A 20436-nucleotide genomic window follows, 5' to 3' on the forward strand; every position below is an offset into this window, starting at 1 on the left:
GCGTATTTGTTGCATTGCCGCGCAAATACCTCAATTCAACGTTCCTCATGTATTGCAGCAAAATGGTAAAATCTAAAGTGATTTGCCCAACATTTGCTCACCATTGTTCTAAACGTACAAGAGTGCGACGCAAGAGCAGCTTCATTATTTAATCTGCTGACTGGTACAAAAGACATTCTTATAATTGTAATAGCCCGGCTTTATAGAGTGTGTTTATGGGTTTGTTATCCCAGAATAATTCAAAGTCTTCCATGCCGGTCTTTTCGTAACTGGTTTTTACTTCCTGCCAGGTTAATAATTGTGGGTTTTTTATGGAGACGCGTTCCAATATTTGCGCCAGCCAAAGGCCTTGTTCCTCACTTACTTTTATTGATAAAGTTTCCTGTTTGGTTGTAAACAATAGTTCCATCATAGGCCAGCTTTGGCCTTTTTTACTTTTGGTAAAAGGCAATAGATGCGGGGGATGGCCAATAAAAACTATTTTGGTGCCTGTGTTGGGCTGGCTATATATTTCCTCTTCTATGGCTTGTACAATATAATCTGGCGCAATGCTGGTTTTAGGCACTTTATGTTCAAACCATTTATGTAAGGGCTCGTCTAAAAAAGCCCCGTGCATAAAATTTAGCAAAGATTTTTTAAGCCCAAAAGCAAAGCTTTCATGATCTGCACCACCGGGGTCTTCATGGGGAATATCATTATTAGCAAAACTACCAATAGCGTTTTGTAATTTTTTTACCTTGTATTTTTCTGGTGCCAAACCTACAGGGCTATGCGCTGTCATGGTAAACAGGTGCCAAAAAGCAGATTGTAAAATGCCAGCCTTAAACATTTGCCTTACCATTTCAAGCGAGTCAATGGTTTCCTGTGCTGTTTGAGTGGGGAAGCCATACATTAAATAGGCGTGCACCATAATTCCAGCCTGGGTAAAATGTTTGTTTACCCTTGCCACTTGCGCAACAGTAATGCCTTTTTGTATTAGTTCAAGCAAACGGTCTGAAGCTACTTCTAAACCACCTGATACCCCAATGCAACCAGCAGCTTTAAGTAAAAAGCAAAGATCACGTGTAAAGCTTTTTTCAAAACGAATATTCGTCCACCAGCTTACCACCAATTTTCGGCGAATAATTTCAATGGCCAGTGCCCGCATTAATGCCGGTGGAGCGGCTTCATCCACAAAGTGAAAACCATTTTGGCCTGTTTGCGCCATCATTTCTTCCATGCGGTTGCATAAAAGATTTGCAGCTACCGGTTCATAGAGTTTTATATAATCCAACGAAATATCACAGAAGGTACATTTGCCCCAATAACACCCATGTGCCATAGTTAACTTATTCCAGCGGCCATCGCTCCATAAGCTATGCATGGGGTTAATAATCTCAATGGCAGATATATATTTATCCAATAAAAAATCACTGTAGTCTGGCGTGCCCACCTGCCCTTGTTTATAATCGGTGCAGGAGGCATTGTTTATATAGGTTACCACACCATTTAATAAAGTAAATGTGCGTTTTAGCTCCTCAATATTTTTAGTGCCTTGAATATAATGCACCAGATTTTCTATGGGTGCTTCTCCGTCATCCAGGGTAATAAAATCTACAAATTCAAATACCCTTTTATCCTGTAGAGACCGCAGTTCAGTATTGGCAAAACCACCACCCAATGCCACTTTGGTGTTTGGGTAGCGTTGCTTTATCCATTGTCCGCAACGTAGTGCGGCATACACATTACCGGGGAAAGGAACCGAAATGGCCACCAATATAGGCTGCACCATTTGCATACGTTGTTCCAGTATTGTCAGCAATAAACCATCTATATAGGTTTTGCCCTGTTGCAGGGTATTATACAGCTCGTCAAAACTATTGGCGCTGCGGGCCAGTTTTTCTGCATAACGGCTAAACCCAAAATGCGGGTCAACCGTTTCCATAATCAAATCGCTCAGGTCTTCCAGATACATGGTGGCCAGGTGTTTGGCTTTATCCTGCGTTCCCATGGTTCCAAAAGCCCAAACCAGATCATCCAGCTGTTTAAAACGACTGGCTTCAGGCAAAAAACTACGTTTGCAAATCAGGTGGGCAAGGGTAGGATTTTTGCCCTGCAAAAAAAGCATGACGGCATCAATGCTTTGAATATAATCGTTTTGCAACGCAATAATGCGTTGAATATTTTCACTAAAATGACTGGTGTTATTGCCTAATTGAGCAAACAAATTGATTAAGCCTTCTTTGCAAAACAAAGCCAGTGTTACTTCTATTCCAAGATCGGCCTGGTAGGCTTTAATGTTTTTGGTATTAAGAAAGCCCTTTAAATAAGCCGTAGCAGGGTATGGCGTATTAAGTTGCGTAAAAGGTGGCGTAAATAAAAATACTGTATCGCTCAAATGAAAATATTTATCAAGCAAAAATAAGCGTTAAAGCTTCAGTGTAAGCAAATGCATTTATTAGCCAGGCAATTGATACAGTAGTTTGGCTTTACTTGCGTCGCACTCTTGTACGCCGGGAATGTATGGCAGCAAAAAAATACCGATAAATTGCCAATTGGTTTAATCTGGCTTTTGGATGTTTTAGGGTTTGAAACATAAGTGTAGTAAGCATTGTAGAATAGTTACTACACCTTAAACATACAGTATACTATTTATTATTTTTTCATGTATAGGTATTTTTACAGGTATATTCTTCGCAAGGAGAGTAACCACATAAAAAATAAACTATCCTATCATGAAAACAAATTTTACCCACGGGGTTTTATTTGGTTTTGCCATTATTTTATGCATGTTGTTGTGTAATAATAATGCAAAAGCGCAATATACTTACCTCGGCACTTTTAACAGTGATGGTGTACCCAATTATCTGGAAAAAACAGGTGATGTATTTACTCCCTCTTTTCTAAAAAGTGTAAAAAACTCTCTTCCTGAGTCTTATCCCGTACCAAAATATCATCCTGATTACATCAATAAGGGCACAGAAACAGAAATTAAATTGGTTAAAGATGCTGATGTATGGGTATCTTTTATTGATGAGGGGGCTGGTTATAAAAATGTACTGGGTTTTTATACTTACGACATGAATACCCCTCCTAAAACTGCACCAGCAGCAAGTAATATCACTATTATTTTCCCCAATGTATCTAAAATTGGTTTTGGTGGCGGATTGGTTGCCGGTGATAAGGTTTACCTGGGACGTTTTAAAGCGGGTACCGGTATTGCCTGGTTTTTAATAGCCAATGGTTTTAATGCCACTAATAGTACAGTGGTGAATGGTTTGTGGAGATTATACTCAAACCCCAATTTTAACCCTGAAGCAGACTCCTCATTAAAAAGGCATACCATAATCTTAAAAGATACTGCCGAAAAAGCTTTTGCCCTAGGCTTTGAAGATGTAAAAAGAGACCTTGTTAATTGCGATCATGATTTTAATGATGTAATATTTAAAGTACAGGTTACCCCATTTGAAGCAGTTAAAAGTGATAGCATCATCATCATTGCACCGCCTGATACCAGTGTTAGCGGTGGCGGCGATGGAGGCCTGGAAAGCAAACGCGGCATTGCCGAAAAAGTGGCTGCCAGAAATGCTCAAAAAATTAAAAACCTGAGACCCGACTTAAGTGATTATTCGCATTTGCCCTTATTTGCCAATAAGCAAAAGAATAACAATATAATACCTGGGCCAGGTGGTGTGAAAACCATTAGTCTTGATCAGTTTGTACCTGTAGCACTTGCCGATGGTGTTACTGGTTATGCAACCTCTCCAACAGACCTGGAAACAATTACCAATGCGGTTAATGTTGTATCCGTAGACTTTGTACAGGAAACAGAAACAAAAGCTGTGGTACTGGCATTGGAAACAAATGAAAGGGCTTATGATCATACAAAAGCCATTTGCGACAGACTTAAAGGCGCCAGCATTTTACGTATTGATAGTGTGGAATACAATGGTTATAAATTTAACAGGTTCCTTTTAAAACAGGATGATGGTGCTTTGGAATATGCGGTTGTATTTTCTGCAAGCATTAATAGCGAACGCAATGTGTTCTCCTTACAAACCCAATGGCTGCCCGAGCAATATGCACCAGATGATAAGTTCTATAATTTTCAGGTATGGTCTAACAATACTTACTATACCCAGCAGTTGGTAGAAGATATCATAAATAACCTGAATAATACCTATCCGGTTGAACAATTAAATAACAGCCTTAGAAGCCCTAAAGCCTATTTTACCAGAGGCACAGTAAACAATGGAAACATAACGCTTAATGTTTTAAATAATACAAATGCCAGTTCCTGTGCTGTAAGGTTTATAAAAACAGCTACAGAAGATGCTGTGCCAGCAACATCCTATTTAAATTATACCATTGCACCCAATGCCATAAGTGCTATTACTGTACCTATTGCAGATGCATATGACGCTACGCTGGTATTATCTGTTAATGATAATATTGAAGATATTGTATATCTGGCAGATGGTGCCTGGGGACTGGAATACGATCATGACCGAGCAACCATTAATAAGTTTGATATCCAAAGTGGAGACCTGTCAAATGTTAATGCTGCCGATTATAAGGTGATGCGTAATATAGATTTAAAAGGCTCAACCAATTACTATGTAAGCGCCTTTAAATTCTTACGAGGCAGTGCAATGCCTGTTGATCTTAGTGCTTTTAAAACCCTGCGCTTTAACGCCAAAGGAAACGAAGTAGTAGAAGTGGCGCTGATAAAAAATGGTATTAAAGAATTTGATAACCAGTATAGAAAATTAATCACCATTTCTCCTGATCAAACAGAGTACATACTTAGTTTAAACGAGTTTACCAATACAGATAAAACAGCCTTTAAACCAGATGATCTTACTTCTATTTTCTTTACTATCCAGTCAAAAGATGGGGTAAGTTTGCAAGGTTTTGATTTAGCGCTTAGTAATCTATATTTTAGTAAGGAAGAAAACCCATTGGTTACTAATTTGCAGTCAGGCAAAATATTGGTAGCACCAAACCCATCAAACGGATTATTTAAATTTTGCTTTCAGTTAAACCAGTCAGATAATTTAACCTATAACCTGTTAACGCTTAACGGACAAACCATTTTATCTGGCAAGTTTACCGGAACCTCCGGCAGTAACTGTATCAATATTTCAAAACCTGGATTACGTCCGGGTACTTATTACCTGCAATTAAAAGGCGCTGCCACAAAAATGGCATCAACAGTAGTAATACAATAGTTTAGTTGTTTTTATGTGATAGGGTTAACCCGGTAGTTTGGGTTAACCCTTTTTTATTTTGAGCCAAACGCTAACAATTATGGCAGCTGAACTTGCGTCGCACTCTTGTACGTTCGGGGCCATTGGCAGCTTTTAGTGTTCTTGTATTTAAGATTAATTATATAGAAACTGTGTATTCATAGCTGCATAAAGCTTTACAGTACAAGAGTGCGACGCAAGTAAAGCCTCATAGTAATTATATTGCCGGGAACATAGTTTACAGCAGCATACACAAATCTTTTACATTTGTGCAACTCTTTATACTGCAACTTATTTACTATGAAAAAATCTTTGTGTAAGGCCCTGCTAATTGTGTTGGTAACAGTTTTTTGTTGGCATTTTGGTGCTATTGCGCAACAAAGCAATATGCATTTTTTGGTTTCTATGCCACAACCAACTACCCATTATTTTCATGTGGAATTTAAAGTTAATAACCTGAAGCAGTCCAATACCTTGTTTAAATTACCATCGTGGACGCCCGGCTATTACTGGTTGGAGAACTATGCAAAAAACCTGGTTAACTTTAAAGCATTTGATGCAAATGGCAAAAGCCTGGCATGGAAAAAAACGAGTAAGAACAGCTGGAATGTTACCGGTAATACAACTGCTGGCATTGTGGTAAGTTATGATATGTATGCCTTTAACCACTCTGTTGCAGATCCTTATTTGGATGAAGCCCATGCTTATATTCCACCAGCTGGTTTACTGATGTATATTGATAAACAACTACAACAGAATGCCATTGTAGAAATACAACCTGCTAATGGTTGGAAAAGTATTTCTACAGGCTTAGAGCCGGTAAAAAATAAAGCCAATACCTTTTATGCCAACAATTTTGATGAATTGTACGATTGTCCCATTTTAGCAGGTAATCATACGGTATGGTCATTTACAGTTAAAGGTATTACCCATGAAGTGGCATTAATGCAACCCGAGAAGTTTTCAAAGGAAAGCTTTTTAAAAGACCTTACAGCCATGGTATCTGCCGCATCTGATGTGGTGCATGATATTCCCTATAAACATTATACTTTTTTAATTATGGGTGATGGCCGTGGTGGTCTGGAGCACCGTAATTCTACTGCTGTATTTTCCAGTGGTACAGTGTATAATCCAAATGATACGGAAGGGTATAAGCGCTGGATGAGTTTTTTGGCTCATGAATACTTTCATTTGTACAACATAAAATGTATTAGACCAATTGCATTAGGGCCATTTGATTATGATAAGGAGAATTATACCAACATGCTATGGGTATCAGAAGGAATTACAGTTTACTATGAATACCTGGTGTTAAATCGCTGCGGGTTATTAAATATGAGCGATTGCTTAGACCAGATTACCAGGAATTTGGAAGCCTATGAAAATGTGCCGGGTCATTTAATACAATCTGCTACACAAGCCAGCTTTGATACCTGGATACAGTTTTTTGCGCGTGGTGATAATGCCAATAATACACAAATTTCCTATTACGATAAAGGTTGTGTACTTGGTTTTATGTTAGATGCTGCTATAAGGCATTCCAGTGGCAATAAACGATCGTTGGATGATGTTATGACTACATTATACCAGAAATATTATCAACAGCTAAAAAGAGGGTTTACTGATGATGAATTTAAACAGGTGTGCGAAGCCACTGCCGGTAGCAGCCTGAACGAGGTTTTTGAATATGCAGCCACAGTAAAGCAACCAGATTATAAAAAGTACTTTGCCTATGCTGGCCTATCGTTAAGCATCGAACCAAAATATCCTGAAAATTTATATACAGGTATAACATTACAGGAAAAGGAAAACAAGTTATATGTAACAGGAGTGGCAGCCAATTCACCAGCATGGAGATTGGGTGTTAGCACAAACGATACAATAGTTACTGCAGATGGCATACATGTTAATGGCCTGGAGTTTAGTAATATTTTAAAAAATAAACACCGTGGAGATAGTATTAGTTTGGTACTTGAAAATGGATATGGTAAAAAGCAAATTAATATTATTGCAGAAAACAGAACCGAGAAGAAGTTTATTATTAAAAAGAATAGTCAGTTGAATGTGCTGGATGATAGTATCCGCAAGTCGATTTTCCCAACAGAATAATACCAGCCACACCAAATAAAAAAAAGTACCTTTTTTGAAGGTACTTTTTTATGGGTGGATGTGTTTTTTACGATTTATTCGGTTTTTTTGGGTGGTAAACCAAATGCAATGGCTTCATGATCAAAATTTCCTTTGTGTGCGCCATCGCAGAAAGGTTTGTTTTTTGAAAGGCCGCATCTGCAAAGAGATACAATGGTTCTTCCAGCCAAATCATACGTATTTCCATTCTTATCTACAATTTCGAAATCGCCATCTATTTTAAGCGAACCATTATTGTTTACGGTAATTTTAGTTGCCATTTGCTGTATTATTTGGTGCTAAAATAATACAATGGCTGATAAGAACAGTTTTGTTTTAAAAGGAAAGGGAAAAATGGTGTTTTTCCAGGTTAGCAATTTCTCATTTATTAATAAACAAATTATTATGTAATGAGTGGTTAGAATAATAATGGGTTAGCAAGGCTTTTTATAGGAATTGGAATATTTAATTAGTTAACACAATATTGCCAGTAAAATAGATGTCTGAAAAATAGGATTGGGTTGGTTTTTCGTCTATAACATGTGTTTTGTACAGATTGTGTAAAATATTGGGTAAACTATTATCCTGAGATAAACTGTTTAAAGAGAAAACGGATGCTTCATAAGGAATTTTGTACATTTCATTTACGATATCATTTGCCTCATCATCAGTTAGAAAAAAATTAAATACAATAAGATCGAACTTGATGATTTTTACCAGATTAATACCTTCGTAAAGGCCGGCTAGTTTAATATAATCGTCGCCATTATTGAGTTGTAATAGTTTGTCTACATCTCCTCTGGTGGTTTGAAACTCGTTTTCAATAATCAGAATATTCATACTCTTGGGGTTGTGGATTAAGACATACAGCGAACAAATCCTTGAACACAGTAAAGTAAAAAAAACAACTACACATTATAAGTAGCAGTTTCTATAATTTATTTGTAGTACAAGTTCTACAGAATTTGAAAGCTATGGTACAGCACTTTATGTCTAAATGCTTGTTTTTTAGTGCTGTTTAGGGGCAATATGTAGTAGAAGGGTAAATGATTTGTACATTGCACCTGTTTACATTTTGTATTTGCACTGTTTTGTTGAATAGCATTGTTGCAGTACAAGAGTGCGACGCAAGTAAGCTTAATTATTGTTTCAGGCCAGGCTCCAAATATTTTAAAAAATTGCGCCTTAATTACCAATTATTGAAAGTGATATAATATGAAAAATTTTAAGAAATATTTTCAAATACCCGCTGAACCAGTTTTGGTTTATCAGGCTTTAACCAATGCAGCCACCATTCAATTGTGGACTGGTGAAAAGGCAATTATGAGTACCATACCCGGTAGTGAATTTGCTTTGTGGGAAGACAGCATTGAAGGGAAAAACATTTCTTTTGAAGAAAATAAAAAAATTGTGCAGCAATGGTATTTTGGTGATCAGCCGGAAGAATCTATTGTAACCATTATATTACATGAAAATAAAAAGGGCACTTCCCTGGAATTATTACATACCAATATACCCGATGAGGCGTTTGATGATATTGTGGAAGGCTGGAATGAAGCTTATATGGGTGGTTTAATTGAATTTTACAAAGAGGAGGAATAATATTACTACAACTTTTTCTGGGGTAGTTTAATTTCGAACGCTGTTCCTTTTCCTGGGGTTGAATTGATGTTAATGGTGCCATGCAGCGAGTCTATGAGATGTTTTACAATATTCAGCCCAAGCCCAAAACCCTTTTCGCCACTGGTTCCTGTTTGGCTAACAGATGCTCCTTCCATTAATTCCTTTATATTATCTTTTGTAAGTCCAACACCGGAATCGGTTATATTAATTTGTAAAACATTAAAATGAGGCTCATCCTGTAATTGTAACTCAACCAGTACTTTACCAAAATGCGGGGTAAATTTAATAGCATTGGAAATTACATTGCCCGCAATTTGAAGTACTTTGCTTTTACTAAATCCTGCTTCTGCATTACCATCGGTTATTTGAACATGATATTCAATGTTTTTTAAAATAGCCTGTGGGGTATACAACCTTAATAGCTTTTCCCTTAAAATGGATAAATTAAAAACATTCAATTCATCTGTAGTCGCAATTTTAATTACATTATTATCAGTATTAAGAATTTCATTTACCAAATCTATAAGTGATGTACTGCTTTTTTCTATTAAACTTACATATTGGGTAATTTGTTCCCGGGTTATATTTTCTGCTTTTCTTAAAATTAATTGAGATAATCCAATTACGCCGCCAATAGGGCCACGAATATCATGCGCCAGCTTTTTTTGTACTTTTTCTGAAGTGGTAATTTTGTCTTTTAATAAGCTCATTTGATGTTCAATTTTCAAACGACTTACTATTTCATTGGCTATAGCTTTTAGCTGAAGAACTTTTTCGTTGGTTAATTCCACATCTCCTTTATCTAATACACACAAGGCGCCAATATTATTGCCTTCCTCCGTTTGTAATGGTATGCCAAAATAATATTTAAGTTTGGGGTAACCAGTTACATAATCTTTATTACTAAATCTATCATCCAGCGCCAGGTTTTTTACTTCCAGTTGTTCCTGCCTTATGGTATACTGACAAACAGAATCTTCTACGGGCATTTGGGTTAATGGAAATCCATAATTAGAAATTGTCCATTGCGTATAGGAGTCTAATAAATTAATAAATGAAATTTCAGTGCCGGCGATACTTGCTGCCAGTTTGGAAAGATTTTGCAGATAGGTATTTGATACAGAATAATCAACATCATATTCTGAAAGTTGTAACTGCCCGTTTAGCAATTTTTCTTCGGTAAGTAAATCCGTATTTTCCATTTCTCAAAAAATTAAACCTTCTTCATTTCATCTATTAGCAAGTTACAATATTTATATCGTAGTATTTGCGTTAACGTAGATTGTAACAGATGTTTAAATAGCCATTAAATACAATTAAGTGCTTGTAATCAGTTGTTTATAGCCAATATGCTGTTAATATTTTTATATGCCGGGCCAAATATCTTTTTTCATCTTCACTTGCGTCGCACACTTCAGGGTTCTGTTGTAAAGGCATCTTCTATACGCGTAAAGATATTTTTTTGGCGCCTGCAAAATTAAGCTTCAAACACGAAGCCTATTGTAGAATTATTTCATTATTACTACCCTAAAACAAGGGGGTATGAATAATGCTTGGACACCGTTACATCAAGGCCAAGGGTTACCTTTTACGAAATCCGGTATTAATAACCGTATATTAATTTTAATCTTTACAAATGATACAAAAAACTTACTACAAAACAAAAGACTATTGCAAAGTAAAATTCACTTTTGAAGTTGAAAATGCAGAAACTGTTGAAATACTTGGTTTAAACAGTGATTGGCAAAACTCAATAGTAATGAGTAAGAAAAAAGATGGCAGTTTTAGTTGTGATGTTTCACTTCCTAAAAACACCAGCCACGAATTTAAATACCGTGTAAATGAAACACTCTGGATAAATGAACCAGAAGCTGATGCAAAAGCCATCAACGAGTTTGGAACAGAAAACAGTGTAATAAATATTTAATTCTCCTTTAATAAACTAATAAAAAAAGCAATCATTGTATGATTGCTTTTTTTTGTCCGTTTTGTACCTGAATTGTTTTTCTAATTCATCATGCGTAATAGGGTAACTTCTATTATTTTTTGAGCAAGCTCCTCAGAAATATTGGACGCATCAGCCAGGTATTCCAATATTTTTTGTTCTTTGTGGGTAATACTTTCATTTGCCAATACCAGTTCAGCACAAAGACAAAATAATTGAGGCTTTAATCGCTGACTTATCAGATGTAAACCACCGTTAATTAGCGGAATTGCGCCATATTTGAGGTATTGCTCTTTTACTTCTGCAATGTAAAAGTTTATGTTTTCGTCTTCAAATACGCGTAAGCGCATCAGGATAGCATCCAGCGCTTTAAATTCTTTTTCACCCCAGTCTTCATCTGCATGTAAAATAGAATAAAAAATGGCCATATATGCTTCCTGAACTGTAAATGGGGAATACGAAGCAATATGCGTTTCAGCAGGTTTGAATAATTCATCAAATAATTTCATAAGGTACCGTTGATTTTTAAAGTTGAGTTTTTAAGAAATTGTATAAAAATTAAATTTATTGCATAGCCTATTTTGTGTTTTTTTAAAAAATAAACCAAACTAATTGTTGCAATTCTGTTTATAATAAAGTAGTACTGCAAATTTACATCATCTGTTACAATTTTGTACAGTGAGTGTTCTAAAATCGTACACTTATTATGGGTTGGTTTTCTCTAAAAGATTGATTTACAATATTATTTTTTTTGGCACTGAATTGCAATATGCATTAGTAACAAATTTTAAAATAATTTAAAAAATCAACTGTATGAAAAAGATCATTTTATTACCCGTAATGTTAATGTGTATAGCTACCGCCGTTTATGCCAAAAACACCAAAGACGATAACAGTAAAGCCAAAATTACTACTAAAAGTAACGATAATGGATTGGTGCACATTGGCAGGAATATGAATGTAATTAAACAGGTTGTTATTTCAAAAGGCGAACTGATTGAGCATTTTTACTCCGCCGATGGTGAATACCTTGCTACCAGTAAAAACTTTGCTTTCGACAAACTACCCAAGAATGCCATTAAAACTATTACCACTAACTATACTTTTCCCGAGTACAAATTGGTAGATTGTATTAAAATAATAAATGCCGATGGCACAATTTGCTATTACCTTGGAATGCATAATAATGGCATTAGAATTATTTTGGAAGTTACTGCCGATGGGGAAGTAGGCTTGTTTTAATAGCCATTAATTGTTGCCCATTGGTTTGAAGTACAATAGTGCGACGCAAGAAAAGCATACCATTGATGTGCAGCCAGGCTAAAAAAATTCATTTAAAAACAGGCTATTTTGTAAACTCGATAATATGTACAAAGTAGTATTCATCCTTGGCAGGTACAATGTTTTTTCAAATAGCCTTGTTTTTTTACCTAAACGCAGACAGGTATTTTTATTGGCAATATCTTCTGCCGTATGCAATGGCTGCATGGATGGGTACCATAAAATATGGACAGGCCTGCTTAAGTAATGTTGGTTTGCAGCACTGTAAACAGGTATTCCAGCTAACTGATGTCCGCCAAAAATACCCGGCTTTTGCTGAAAAGGCCGGAACGCCAACTTCTTGCATTGGAATTTGTAAAGTTTCAATTGGATTACCTATGCTAATGTAGGCGGCGCTAAAATCATGGCCATATCAATGATGTGCTTTCCCTTCCGGCTTATCCAGTCTGATAACTTTATTCGGGCAATGCTAATGCATTGTCCGTTTTTTCTATTACGCCATCATCATTTGTAGCATCGAAAAAACCTGAATAGCCATACTCGCCATAAAAGGATACAGGTATTCGCCACCTGCCACAGTGGATGGATCGACAACTCCGCCTTCAAAAGTTGTTGAAATATTGAGCGGAAAAAGAATTAGCCTTTGCTGTAACTCTTCCAGATAAATGCCTTTGTTTTCGCAGCATCTGCCACCATTAGCCGATTTTACAATACCTATTCTGCAAACGGTAATGCAGCTAATTCAAATACCTATGCAGGCACGGCAGCAACAGCTGGAGCAGGAATAGTTAAACACATAATGGTTTGCTCCATGGCATTTAACTCTGTTTTTAATTGCTGCATATATTTTTCTGCATTTTCCTTAACAAAAGGAGTAAGTTTTTTATAATATTCAATACCCTGCAACAGGTTAGATTGAAAGGTTTTAAAATAGCGGCTTTTAGCAGCATTTATATTTTCGGAACAGGTATTAATTTCTTTGGTAAAATAATCAATGTATAGCTGCAATTCGTTTACAAACATATTTGACCGTTTTTCAGCATTTAATAAATTAACCCTGCCATATATGTGATCTATCATTTGTCTCAAAGAAAAAACGCCTGAAAAATAGGCCAGGTTCGGGCCGGGGCAAACCAATACTGCTGTAAGTTTATGCATTGGCATCACATTCTCTTTAAGCAGGGCAGGAGCGCCTAAACCTTCACACAAACAATCTTTTTCTGTTAAGGAATCTAATTGCTGCTTGTACATGTCTGCCGGTAATTGTTCTGCTTCCAGTTGTTTTATTTTTAGGTGCAGGTATTGCCTTGACGCAGTACAAATAGGTATTTCAGTAAATTCTGTATTGCTAACCAGGTATTTTTTATAGCAGGGGCTGCCTGGTCGGCCTTTTTCAATTCTTTCTGCCACCTGTAAATGAGAAGAACTTTTTCTAAAATTATTAAACGGAACACCTAAGGGAGAAGCATGACTGATATAATAATCTTCTTTTTTTGCATTGGCCAGTTCATGCAAAGTGGTATTATCCAGGTTTGTTGCTTCAGGCACCAGTAAAAATGGGCTACCCCAACCTGTTGAATCTGCATTATAATAGTTCAGTAAAAATGTGTTTTCATCTGCAGTGCCAATACCACCTTGTACTGTTACCCTTAATTTGGGTTGTGTGGTAAATGATGGCCTTTCCTTTGCAACTAAAGCTGCATTGCAAAGTTGCATCAATTCGCTGGCTAAGGCATCCCGGTTTTGTTTAAATTCCTCCAAAATAGGGCCCAGTAATAAACCATCTGTCGCAAATGCATGGCCACCACAATTAAGTCCGGATTCTATTCTAAATTCTGATACCCATAATCCTTTTTTAGCCAAAATTTTGCCTTGTGTTAATGCCGACCTGTAATCACTAACTTTTAAAATGATCTTTTTCTTCAAATAATTATTTCGGTCAGGGAAAAAATCTTCAAATTGTTCAGCATAAGCATACAACCTGGGATTGTACCCTGCAGAAAATACAACAGATGATTCCAGTGTGCTGGTTGCAAAGCCTCTTAATGCCGCCAATGCATCAGAGTACTCTTTGGGTAACATTTCACCATCTTTTGTATAATTATTTTTATCAAGCTTACTCATAATATTAACATCAATAGAGCCAGCTTTTATTTCTTGTCTAAGCTCATTTTGCATCAATATTTTCTCATTACCATCTTCTGTTTCCAGCATTTGAAGGTAATCTTGCTTTATACTACTGGTTTCGGGTAATAACTCAAAATATTTTGTAATTTCTGAATTGGCAGTAAATAATTCTTCCTGTAAAATAGTTACTTGCCTTTTTACCAGCAGGTTTAATAAATCTAAATAGGATTTTATTCTTTTAGCTCTATAATCGTCTTCGGTGGCAGGTATTGGTGTAAAAGCAATATTATTTCTATTGGCATGTAATTCTCTCATTTGTTCAATCAGTTCATCCTCTACAATAGAAACTACTGATGAAATACCAAATCGGGCTACTTTTAAAGGTGTATCAATCGTAAAACCTAGGCCCATAACTGGAATATGAAAACTGTGGTGTGTTGCTGTACTCATGCTGCGCAAATAATAATTTAATATTAGATAGTAATATGTGAGCGGTAAAGTTCTAGGAAAGCCCCTTTTAAAAACATGACAATAGTCATACAGCCAGCTAACCAGTATCTGTTTTATATTACAAAAAATATATTTTATACAACTCCAGGTGGGTGAATCAGAGGAATTTAAGCCAAGTGGTAACTGCGATAATGTTTAATACCCAACAAGCAGGGCTATATTTTTTGGCCCGGCTTTACAAAAATGGCGGCTTTACTTGCGTCGCACTCTTGTACGCAAACATATATAGCAGCAAAGTAAATCTGCAGAAATAGCATTTTCAAGTCAAGAAAAAAATAAAGGGTTAAATATTGGATGAATGTTTTTAAGGGGAGAGTATTGCCTTTTGTGGCAAAAGATTTAGGCTTGCAAACGGCTGACAATTTTATAATTACTGCAAGAGAAAATAAGCAATTAAACCAACAAAAGTAAAATACGAAAAAACAAAGAAAAGTAAATTACGACGTGTTTTGTTGCGGAAATACCTTGAATTATGTACAGACTTAAGCAGCCTTTTTTGTTCGAATTGCTGCAAAATGGAAATCTCTTCATTTTGCATGCTAAATGTTAATGTAGTCATACTGGCAATTTTTAATACATGTTTGAGTAATGATTAGCAAGCTATTTAATTTATTCAGCTGTTTTATCACAATCTCGGCCATTCAGTAAAATTCAACACTAAATAGGTAATATTGGTTACTGAAGTTTTTATTTTAGTTAGCATAAACTATTGATTTTCTGCTTACTAGTGTTAGTTTTTATGCTGATCACATAATATAAGTTTGCGTTTTTTACCCTGTAGTAAAGGTATGTTCTAATAAATGTGGTAAAATTAAATGGTAGAAAGTGCTTAAAGCTGGATGCCTTAAATTGTTACATTATAATATGTTGCCATAAAAGAAGAACCTACAAGTGAGTGACACAACAGACGATGAGTTGTGTTATGTATTTGATAAACATATGGTTATAGAAAAAAACTTGACTAATTCCTATCGGATATTAAAATTCCCATAAATAATATAGATTTAAAGGTAATTGTTAATTTAGGCCAAAATTTTAAAAAAAGTTAAAGTATCTTCGTCCAAAATTTAGTAACCAAACAAATACCAATTATGGAAGTTGTTAAGAACATCGTGTGGCATAATGCTACAATAACCAAAGAAGACCGCCATCGTAAAAATGGCCATAAGAGTGCAATTTTATGGTACACAGGACTTTCTGGTGCAGGTAAATCTACCCTGGCCAATAAAGTTGAAGAGAAATTGTTTGAGCGTGGATATAATACCTACGTTCTGGATGGAGATAACGTGCGTATGGGTTTAAATAAAGGTTTAGGCTTTACCGCTGATGACCGTAAAGAAAATATCCGCAGAATTGGGGAAGTAGCAAAATTATTTGTTGATGCCGGTGTTCTGGTTTCTACAGCTTTTGTTTCTCCTTACCGCGAAGACCGCGAAATGGTTCGCTCTATTATGAAAGAAGGTGAATTTGTTGAAATATATGTAGCTGCTTCTCTTGAAGTGTGCGAAACCCGCGATACAAAAGGTTTATACAAAAAAGCCCGTGCTGGTGAAATTAAAAATTTTACTGGTATCAGCGATCCTTATGAAGCACCTGAAAAAGCTGAATTATCAGTAGATACCGGTGGCCAAACACTGGACGAAAGTGCTGAAGTAGTTTTAAGCTACCTGGAAGAGCATGGTTATATTACAAAAGCCTAATTCATTTAAATACTCAACTTAATAAAATTTATTACAATGATTCAACCTCATGGTGGTGTATTGATAAACAGAATTGCAACCGGTGCCCGCAAAGATGAACTGGAAGCAAAAGCAAAAAGCATTTTTAACCTTACTATCGAAGATCGTTATGGTGCTGATATTGAAATGATTGCAGTTGGCGCATTTAGCCCAATCACCGGCTTTATGGGTAAAGCTGATTGTGAATCTGCTATTGAAAATATGACATTAACCAATGGCCTTGCCTGGGGTATTCCCATTCCTTTGCCAGCTGGTGATCAATATGATAATTTGTCTGAAGGTCAGGAAATTGCACTTCTTAACAAAGAAGGACATGTATTGGCTATTATGACCGTAGATGAAAAATTTGAACTGGATCTTTCTAATTTTGCGCAAAAATGTTTTGGTACCACCGAAGATAAACACCCAGGTGTTGCAGCTATTATGCGTGGCGGTAACAGGTTTATTGCCGGACCATTGGAAATGGTTAACCGCCCGGTTCGTCACGATGATATTGATGCTAAGTATTTCTTAGATCCATCCGAAACCCGTGCTGAATTTGAAAAGCGTGGCTGGAATACCATCGTAGCTTTCCAAACACGTAACCCAATACACCGTGCACACGAATATTTAATTAAATGTGCACAGGAAATAGTGGATGGTGCTTTAATTCACCCAATTGTTGGTGAAACCAAAAGCGATGATATTCCGGCAGATACCCGTATGCGTTGCTACGAGGCCCTAATTGCTGGTTATTTTAATCCAAAAAATACCAAATTAAGCGTATTGCCTACTGCTATGCGTTATGCAGGACCACGTGAAGCCATTAACCACACTTTAATTCGCAAGAATTATGGTTGTACACATATGATCATTGGTCGCGACCATGCTGGTGTTGGTACTTATTATGGTACTTACGATGCACAGGTTATTATGGATAAAGTAGGCCCGGCAATGGGAATGCAAATCCTGAAATTCGAAAACACTTTCTTCTGTAAAGAAACCAATGGTATGGCCAGCAGCAAAACTGCTCCTGAAAATGCAACTCAGGTTTCCTTAAGCGGTACTAAAGTGCGTGAAATGCTGGGTAATGGCGAACGTCCACCAGCTGAATTCTCAAGACCTGAAGTAGCAGACATTCTTATTGAGTGGGCTACTGCAAAAAAATAGTTTTAATCTATTAGGTATAAAAAATGCAGGTCTTTTATAGACCTGCATTTTTATTTGTAGCCCAACTGTAGATTATTAAGAAAGCTTTACTTGCGTCGCACACTTGCACTACAACAACTATAAGCGGCTCTTACACTGCCTAAATTGGGGCGGATAGTCTTTTATTTGAACATACTAAAAGAGTGCCTGCCCGAATATGAAAATGGCACCGTTATAAAAATCCCGCCTTTACCAACCCGGGTATTTCCTTTTGCCTCCAGCAGCACTTCATTCGAAATAAGCGTATTAAACGTGTTCTTAAATAAGTTCTTCATGTCAATTTGCATTTTTGAAGGAATAGCAAACTCTGACTTTTTAGTAATATGCATGGTTGTATCCAAAACATATTTGCCTAAATAGTTATGATCAATATATATATCACAATCAACATGCCTTAAATCAACACCAAAATTATTCGGGTTAAAGTATACCAGATCCATACTAATATTTGATTTGGCAAACCCCAGACTGTCAATTTTAAAATTCTTCAAATCCCTGTATTCAAAACTTTGAGGCTTTTTACAACTTAAGGTTAATAGCATTAGCAGTAGGACAGGGGTAATTATTTTCATAAACACATTTTATTGCAAAATAAGAAGTTTAGAAATAAGCTTAAGCATCTTATTGTTTATTGGCTTAATTTTATTGCTATAAATTTTAGATTTTAGTTTTCAAGTAGCCAACAATATGAAGCTACTAACTTTAGTAATTACTAAAGTTATTTAAATGATTGATATATAATTAAATACAGTATTTAATGAACATAATATGATCAAATAAAATACCTAATATTTGTAATTAAATTGCCATAATTCTTCATATCAAAATAGAAACTGATTAAAAAATATAAAATGACATTAATAATTGAAAATCAATTATTTCCAATGATTAATTGGTTTAAATATTCGTTTCAATATTCATATATAACTTTATATTCATGTGATGAGTATAAAAAAATGAGTTTTCGTAATAGATATGTTGTTGCTGGCAGTAATGGCATAATTTCTTTATCGGTACCTGTTGAAAAAGGCAGAAACCAACGAACCCCTTTTAAGGAGGTAAAAATCAGTTATCGTGAAAACTGGCAACAAAACCACTGGCGCACCATAACTTCCTGTTACAACAGGTCGCCATATTTTGAGTATTACCAATATCAGCTGGAGCCATTTTTTACAAACCGGTACGATTATCTTTTCGAATTTAACCTGGCTGTATTGTCATGGTTAAAAGGGATACTGAAAATGGAATCTCAAATTCATGTAATAAACAACAGCGATGAAAATGAGATTGAAGCTGTTAATTTTACAGACCGTTGGTTGCCAAAAAATTTTCAGGCTGATGAGTCGCCTATTATCTACCCACAGGTTTTTATCGATAAAATTGGTTTTCAACCAAATCTGTCAATTTTGGATATGATATTTAATCTTGGGCCCTCAAGTGCAAACTATATGCAACAAAGCACTATTCATTCCCGTTTATAAAACAAGCCAATAAAATTTATTCCATTTAACGGGTAAATACTAATTTTAGCACAATGAAATTCAGAGCGTTTGCCCTCACATATTTATTTATTTCTTGTATAACTTATTCCTTTGCACAGCAAAGACCATATTATACCCAGTATATTTTAAATAACTTCATCATCAATCCTGCCATAGCGGGAATAGAAAATTATTGGGATGTAAAAGCCAGTCATAGGGAACAATGGGTTGGTCTTGATGGTGCACCTGTTACCAGCTATCTTACTATTCAGGGGCCGCTATCTAAAAATACTATGTCAAGGGAAAATGCTACCAGCATTAGGCCAGAAGGAGAAAACCCAAGGGGTCGTACTTATATGGAAGGTTATCAATCAACCGACCCCCATCATGGCATTGGCCTTACATTTTTGAATGATAGAACCGGACCGCTAAATAGATTCGCCCTAACCGGAACATATGCTTATCATTTGCCATTAAATGAGCGCACCAGTATCAGCGCCGGTGCTTCTATTGGAATTCAAAATCTTAGTCTTAAAACCACCGAATTGGATTTTGGTACTGCTTATCCGGTAGATCCGGTGGTTGGTAGCAACTCCTTAATAAATACCATTAGGCCTGATATAAGTCTGGGTGTTTGGGTGTATAATGCCAGATGGTTTACTGGCTTGTCGTTGCAGCAAATTGTACCAGAGAAAGTGGGTTTTAACACAGGAAAATTGGGTGGCGACAGTATTACAGTAATTGGAGGAAAATTGGTACCACATATTTTCCTGCAGGCAGGTTATAAATTTATGTTAGGAGAGGATATCAGTTTTTTACCTTCCATTACGGCAAAATATGTAAACCCGGTTCCTTTGAGTGTAGATGTAAACGCAAAATTTCAATACCGGGATTTATTATGGGTAGGTGGGTCTATTCGCCCCAAGGACGGATTTGCCGCTATGATTGGTGTAAATATCAGCAATAGCATTAATATTGGCTATTCATACGATATCACCAATTCAAGATTAAATACGGTTAGTAATGGTACACACGAATTTCTAATTGGCTTTTTGTTAGGTAATAACTATGGCGACTGGTGCCCCAAAAATGTTTGGTAATCTTTTCTAGACTTTAAATACATTGAATCCACTGCCGGTAGTACCGCTTTGGTACGATGAAGTAATTCACCTAACCCATAAAAATAT

Annotated in this window: 16 protein-coding genes; 9 read left to right on the plus strand and 7 right to left on the minus strand. The window is 36.1% G+C overall.

Going from position 1 to position 20436, the window contains the following annotated elements:
* Positions 1–178: 178 nt before the first annotated feature.
* Entirely contained in the window at positions 179–2377 is a 2199-nt protein-coding gene (locus GD597_RS02445) for a B12-binding domain-containing radical SAM protein (protein ID WP_171606223.1), read from the minus strand.
* Positions 2378–2714: 337 nt separating this feature from the next.
* Here GD597_RS02445 and GD597_RS02450 point away from each other — a divergent pair, with 337 nt between their 5' ends.
* Together GD597_RS02450 and GD597_RS02455 are read left to right on the plus strand one after the other, a co-directional pair.
* On the plus strand, positions 2715–5210 hold the full coding sequence (locus tag GD597_RS02450) for a DUF4114 domain-containing protein (RefSeq protein WP_171606224.1): 2496 nt from the start codon (positions 2715–2717) through the stop codon (positions 5208–5210).
* A gap of 318 nt (positions 5211–5528) precedes the next feature.
* Positions 5529–7337: a M61 family metallopeptidase gene (locus tag GD597_RS02455; protein ID WP_171606225.1), complete on the plus strand. Its 1809-nt coding sequence runs from the start codon at positions 5529–5531 to the stop codon at positions 7335–7337.
* A 74-nt stretch (positions 7338–7411) separates the two neighbouring features.
* On the opposite strand, the gene GD597_RS02460 is transcribed toward GD597_RS02455, so the two are convergent.
* Together GD597_RS02460 and GD597_RS02465 are read right to left on the minus strand one after the other, a co-directional pair.
* Positions 7412–7636: a CDGSH iron-sulfur domain-containing protein gene (locus GD597_RS02460; protein ID WP_171606226.1), complete on the minus strand. Its 225-nt coding sequence runs from the start codon at positions 7634–7636 to the stop codon at positions 7412–7414.
* A 184-nt stretch (positions 7637–7820) separates the two neighbouring features.
* Positions 7821–8195, minus strand: coding sequence for a hypothetical protein (locus GD597_RS02465; protein ID WP_171606227.1), 375 nt, complete (start codon positions 8193–8195; stop codon positions 7821–7823).
* Positions 8196–8570: 375 nt separating this feature from the next.
* Here GD597_RS02465 and GD597_RS02470 point away from each other — a divergent pair, with 375 nt between their 5' ends.
* Positions 8571–8957: an SRPBCC domain-containing protein gene (locus tag GD597_RS02470; RefSeq protein WP_171606228.1), complete on the plus strand. Its 387-nt coding sequence runs from the start codon at positions 8571–8573 to the stop codon at positions 8955–8957.
* A gap of 5 nt (positions 8958–8962) precedes the next feature.
* On the opposite strand, the gene GD597_RS02475 is transcribed toward GD597_RS02470, so the two are convergent.
* Positions 8963–10180 (minus strand): GAF domain-containing sensor histidine kinase, encoded by a 1218-nt coding sequence (locus GD597_RS02475; RefSeq protein WP_171606229.1) that lies wholly within the window; start codon positions 10178–10180, stop codon positions 8963–8965.
* A gap of 434 nt (positions 10181–10614) precedes the next feature.
* Between GD597_RS02475 and GD597_RS02480 the strand changes: the two genes are divergently transcribed.
* Complete coding sequence (locus GD597_RS02480) at positions 10615–10905, plus strand: isoamylase early set domain-containing protein (RefSeq protein WP_171606230.1); 291 nt, start codon at positions 10615–10617, stop codon at positions 10903–10905.
* Between the two features lie 80 nt (positions 10906–10985).
* Here the strand turns inward: GD597_RS02480 and GD597_RS02485 are convergent, their stop codons facing one another.
* A complete protein-coding gene (locus GD597_RS02485; protein ID WP_171606231.1) occupies positions 10986–11432 on the minus strand; it encodes a tellurite resistance TerB family protein in 447 nt (148 codons plus the stop codon).
* A 304-nt stretch (positions 11433–11736) separates the two neighbouring features.
* Between GD597_RS02485 and GD597_RS02490 the strand changes: the two genes are divergently transcribed.
* A complete protein-coding gene (locus tag GD597_RS02490) occupies positions 11737–12165 on the plus strand; it encodes a hypothetical protein (protein ID WP_171606232.1) in 429 nt (142 codons plus the stop codon).
* Positions 12166–12954: 789 nt separating this feature from the next.
* On the opposite strand, the gene GD597_RS02495 is transcribed toward GD597_RS02490, so the two are convergent.
* Complete coding sequence (locus GD597_RS02495) at positions 12955–14781, minus strand: hypothetical protein (RefSeq protein WP_171606233.1); 1827 nt, start codon at positions 14779–14781, stop codon at positions 12955–12957.
* Positions 14782–15932: 1151 nt separating this feature from the next.
* Here GD597_RS02495 and cysC point away from each other — a divergent pair.
* A complete protein-coding gene (gene cysC / locus GD597_RS02500) occupies positions 15933–16541 on the plus strand; it encodes an adenylyl-sulfate kinase (RefSeq protein WP_171606234.1) in 609 nt (202 codons plus the stop codon).
* A gap of 36 nt (positions 16542–16577) precedes the next feature.
* Positions 16578–17729, plus strand: a complete 1152-nt coding sequence (gene sat, locus GD597_RS02505; RefSeq protein WP_171606235.1) for a sulfate adenylyltransferase — start codon at positions 16578–16580, stop codon at positions 17727–17729.
* 161 nt (positions 17730–17890) lie between these two features.
* On the opposite strand, the gene GD597_RS02510 is transcribed toward sat, so the two are convergent.
* On the minus strand, positions 17891–18340 hold the full coding sequence (locus GD597_RS02510) for an LEA type 2 family protein (RefSeq protein ID WP_171606236.1): 450 nt from the start codon (positions 18338–18340) through the stop codon (positions 17891–17893).
* A gap of 279 nt (positions 18341–18619) precedes the next feature.
* Here GD597_RS02510 and GD597_RS02515 point away from each other — a divergent pair, with 279 nt between their 5' ends.
* Complete coding sequence (locus GD597_RS02515; protein ID WP_171606237.1) at positions 18620–19249, plus strand: WbqC family protein; 630 nt, start codon at positions 18620–18622, stop codon at positions 19247–19249.
* 53 nt (positions 19250–19302) lie between these two features.
* The gene (locus GD597_RS02520) at positions 19303–20349 is read left to right on the plus strand and encodes a PorP/SprF family type IX secretion system membrane protein (RefSeq protein ID WP_171606238.1); all 1047 of its coding nucleotides are present in this window, start codon (positions 19303–19305) and stop codon (positions 20347–20349) included.
* The last annotated feature ends 87 nt before the right edge of the window (positions 20350–20436 follow it).

This window comes from Limnovirga soli (assembly GCF_013106755.1).
Classification (GTDB): domain Bacteria; phylum Bacteroidota; class Bacteroidia; order Chitinophagales; family Chitinophagaceae; genus Limnovirga; species Limnovirga soli.

Excerpts from the sequence above, each read along its gene's own strand:
- GD597_RS02515 (WP_171606237.1), top strand. The coding sequence starts at position 18,620 with ATGACATTAATAATTGAAAATCAATTATTTCCAATGATTAATTGGTTT.
- GD597_RS02510 (WP_171606236.1), bottom strand. The coding sequence starts at position 18,340 with ATGAAAATAATTACCCCTGTCCTACTGCTAATGCTATTAACCTTAAGT.
- GD597_RS02480 (WP_171606230.1), top strand. The coding sequence starts at position 10,615 with ATGATACAAAAAACTTACTACAAAACAAAAGACTATTGCAAAGTAAAA.
- GD597_RS02470 (WP_171606228.1), top strand. The coding sequence starts at position 8,571 with ATGAAAAATTTTAAGAAATATTTTCAAATACCCGCTGAACCAGTTTTG.
- GD597_RS02460 (WP_171606226.1), bottom strand. The coding sequence starts at position 7,636 with ATGGCAACTAAAATTACCGTAAACAATAATGGTTCGCTTAAAATAGAT.
- GD597_RS02495 (WP_171606233.1), bottom strand. The coding sequence starts at position 14,781 with ATGAGTACAGCAACACACCACAGTTTTCATATTCCAGTTATGGGCCTA.
- sat (WP_171606235.1), top strand. The coding sequence starts at position 16,578 with ATGATTCAACCTCATGGTGGTGTATTGATAAACAGAATTGCAACCGGT.
- GD597_RS02475 (WP_171606229.1), bottom strand. The coding sequence starts at position 10,180 with ATGGAAAATACGGATTTACTTACCGAAGAAAAATTGCTAAACGGGCAG.
- GD597_RS02465 (WP_171606227.1), bottom strand. The coding sequence starts at position 8,195 with ATGAATATTCTGATTATTGAAAACGAGTTTCAAACCACCAGAGGAGAT.
- GD597_RS02485 (WP_171606231.1), bottom strand. The coding sequence starts at position 11,432 with ATGAAATTATTTGATGAATTATTCAAACCTGCTGAAACGCATATTGCT.
- GD597_RS02450 (WP_171606224.1), top strand. The coding sequence starts at position 2,715 with ATGAAAACAAATTTTACCCACGGGGTTTTATTTGGTTTTGCCATTATT.
- GD597_RS02520 (WP_171606238.1), top strand. The coding sequence starts at position 19,303 with ATGAAATTCAGAGCGTTTGCCCTCACATATTTATTTATTTCTTGTATA.
- GD597_RS02490 (WP_171606232.1), top strand. The coding sequence starts at position 11,737 with ATGAAAAAGATCATTTTATTACCCGTAATGTTAATGTGTATAGCTACC.
- GD597_RS02455 (WP_171606225.1), top strand. The coding sequence starts at position 5,529 with ATGAAAAAATCTTTGTGTAAGGCCCTGCTAATTGTGTTGGTAACAGTT.
- cysC (WP_171606234.1), top strand. The coding sequence starts at position 15,933 with ATGGAAGTTGTTAAGAACATCGTGTGGCATAATGCTACAATAACCAAA.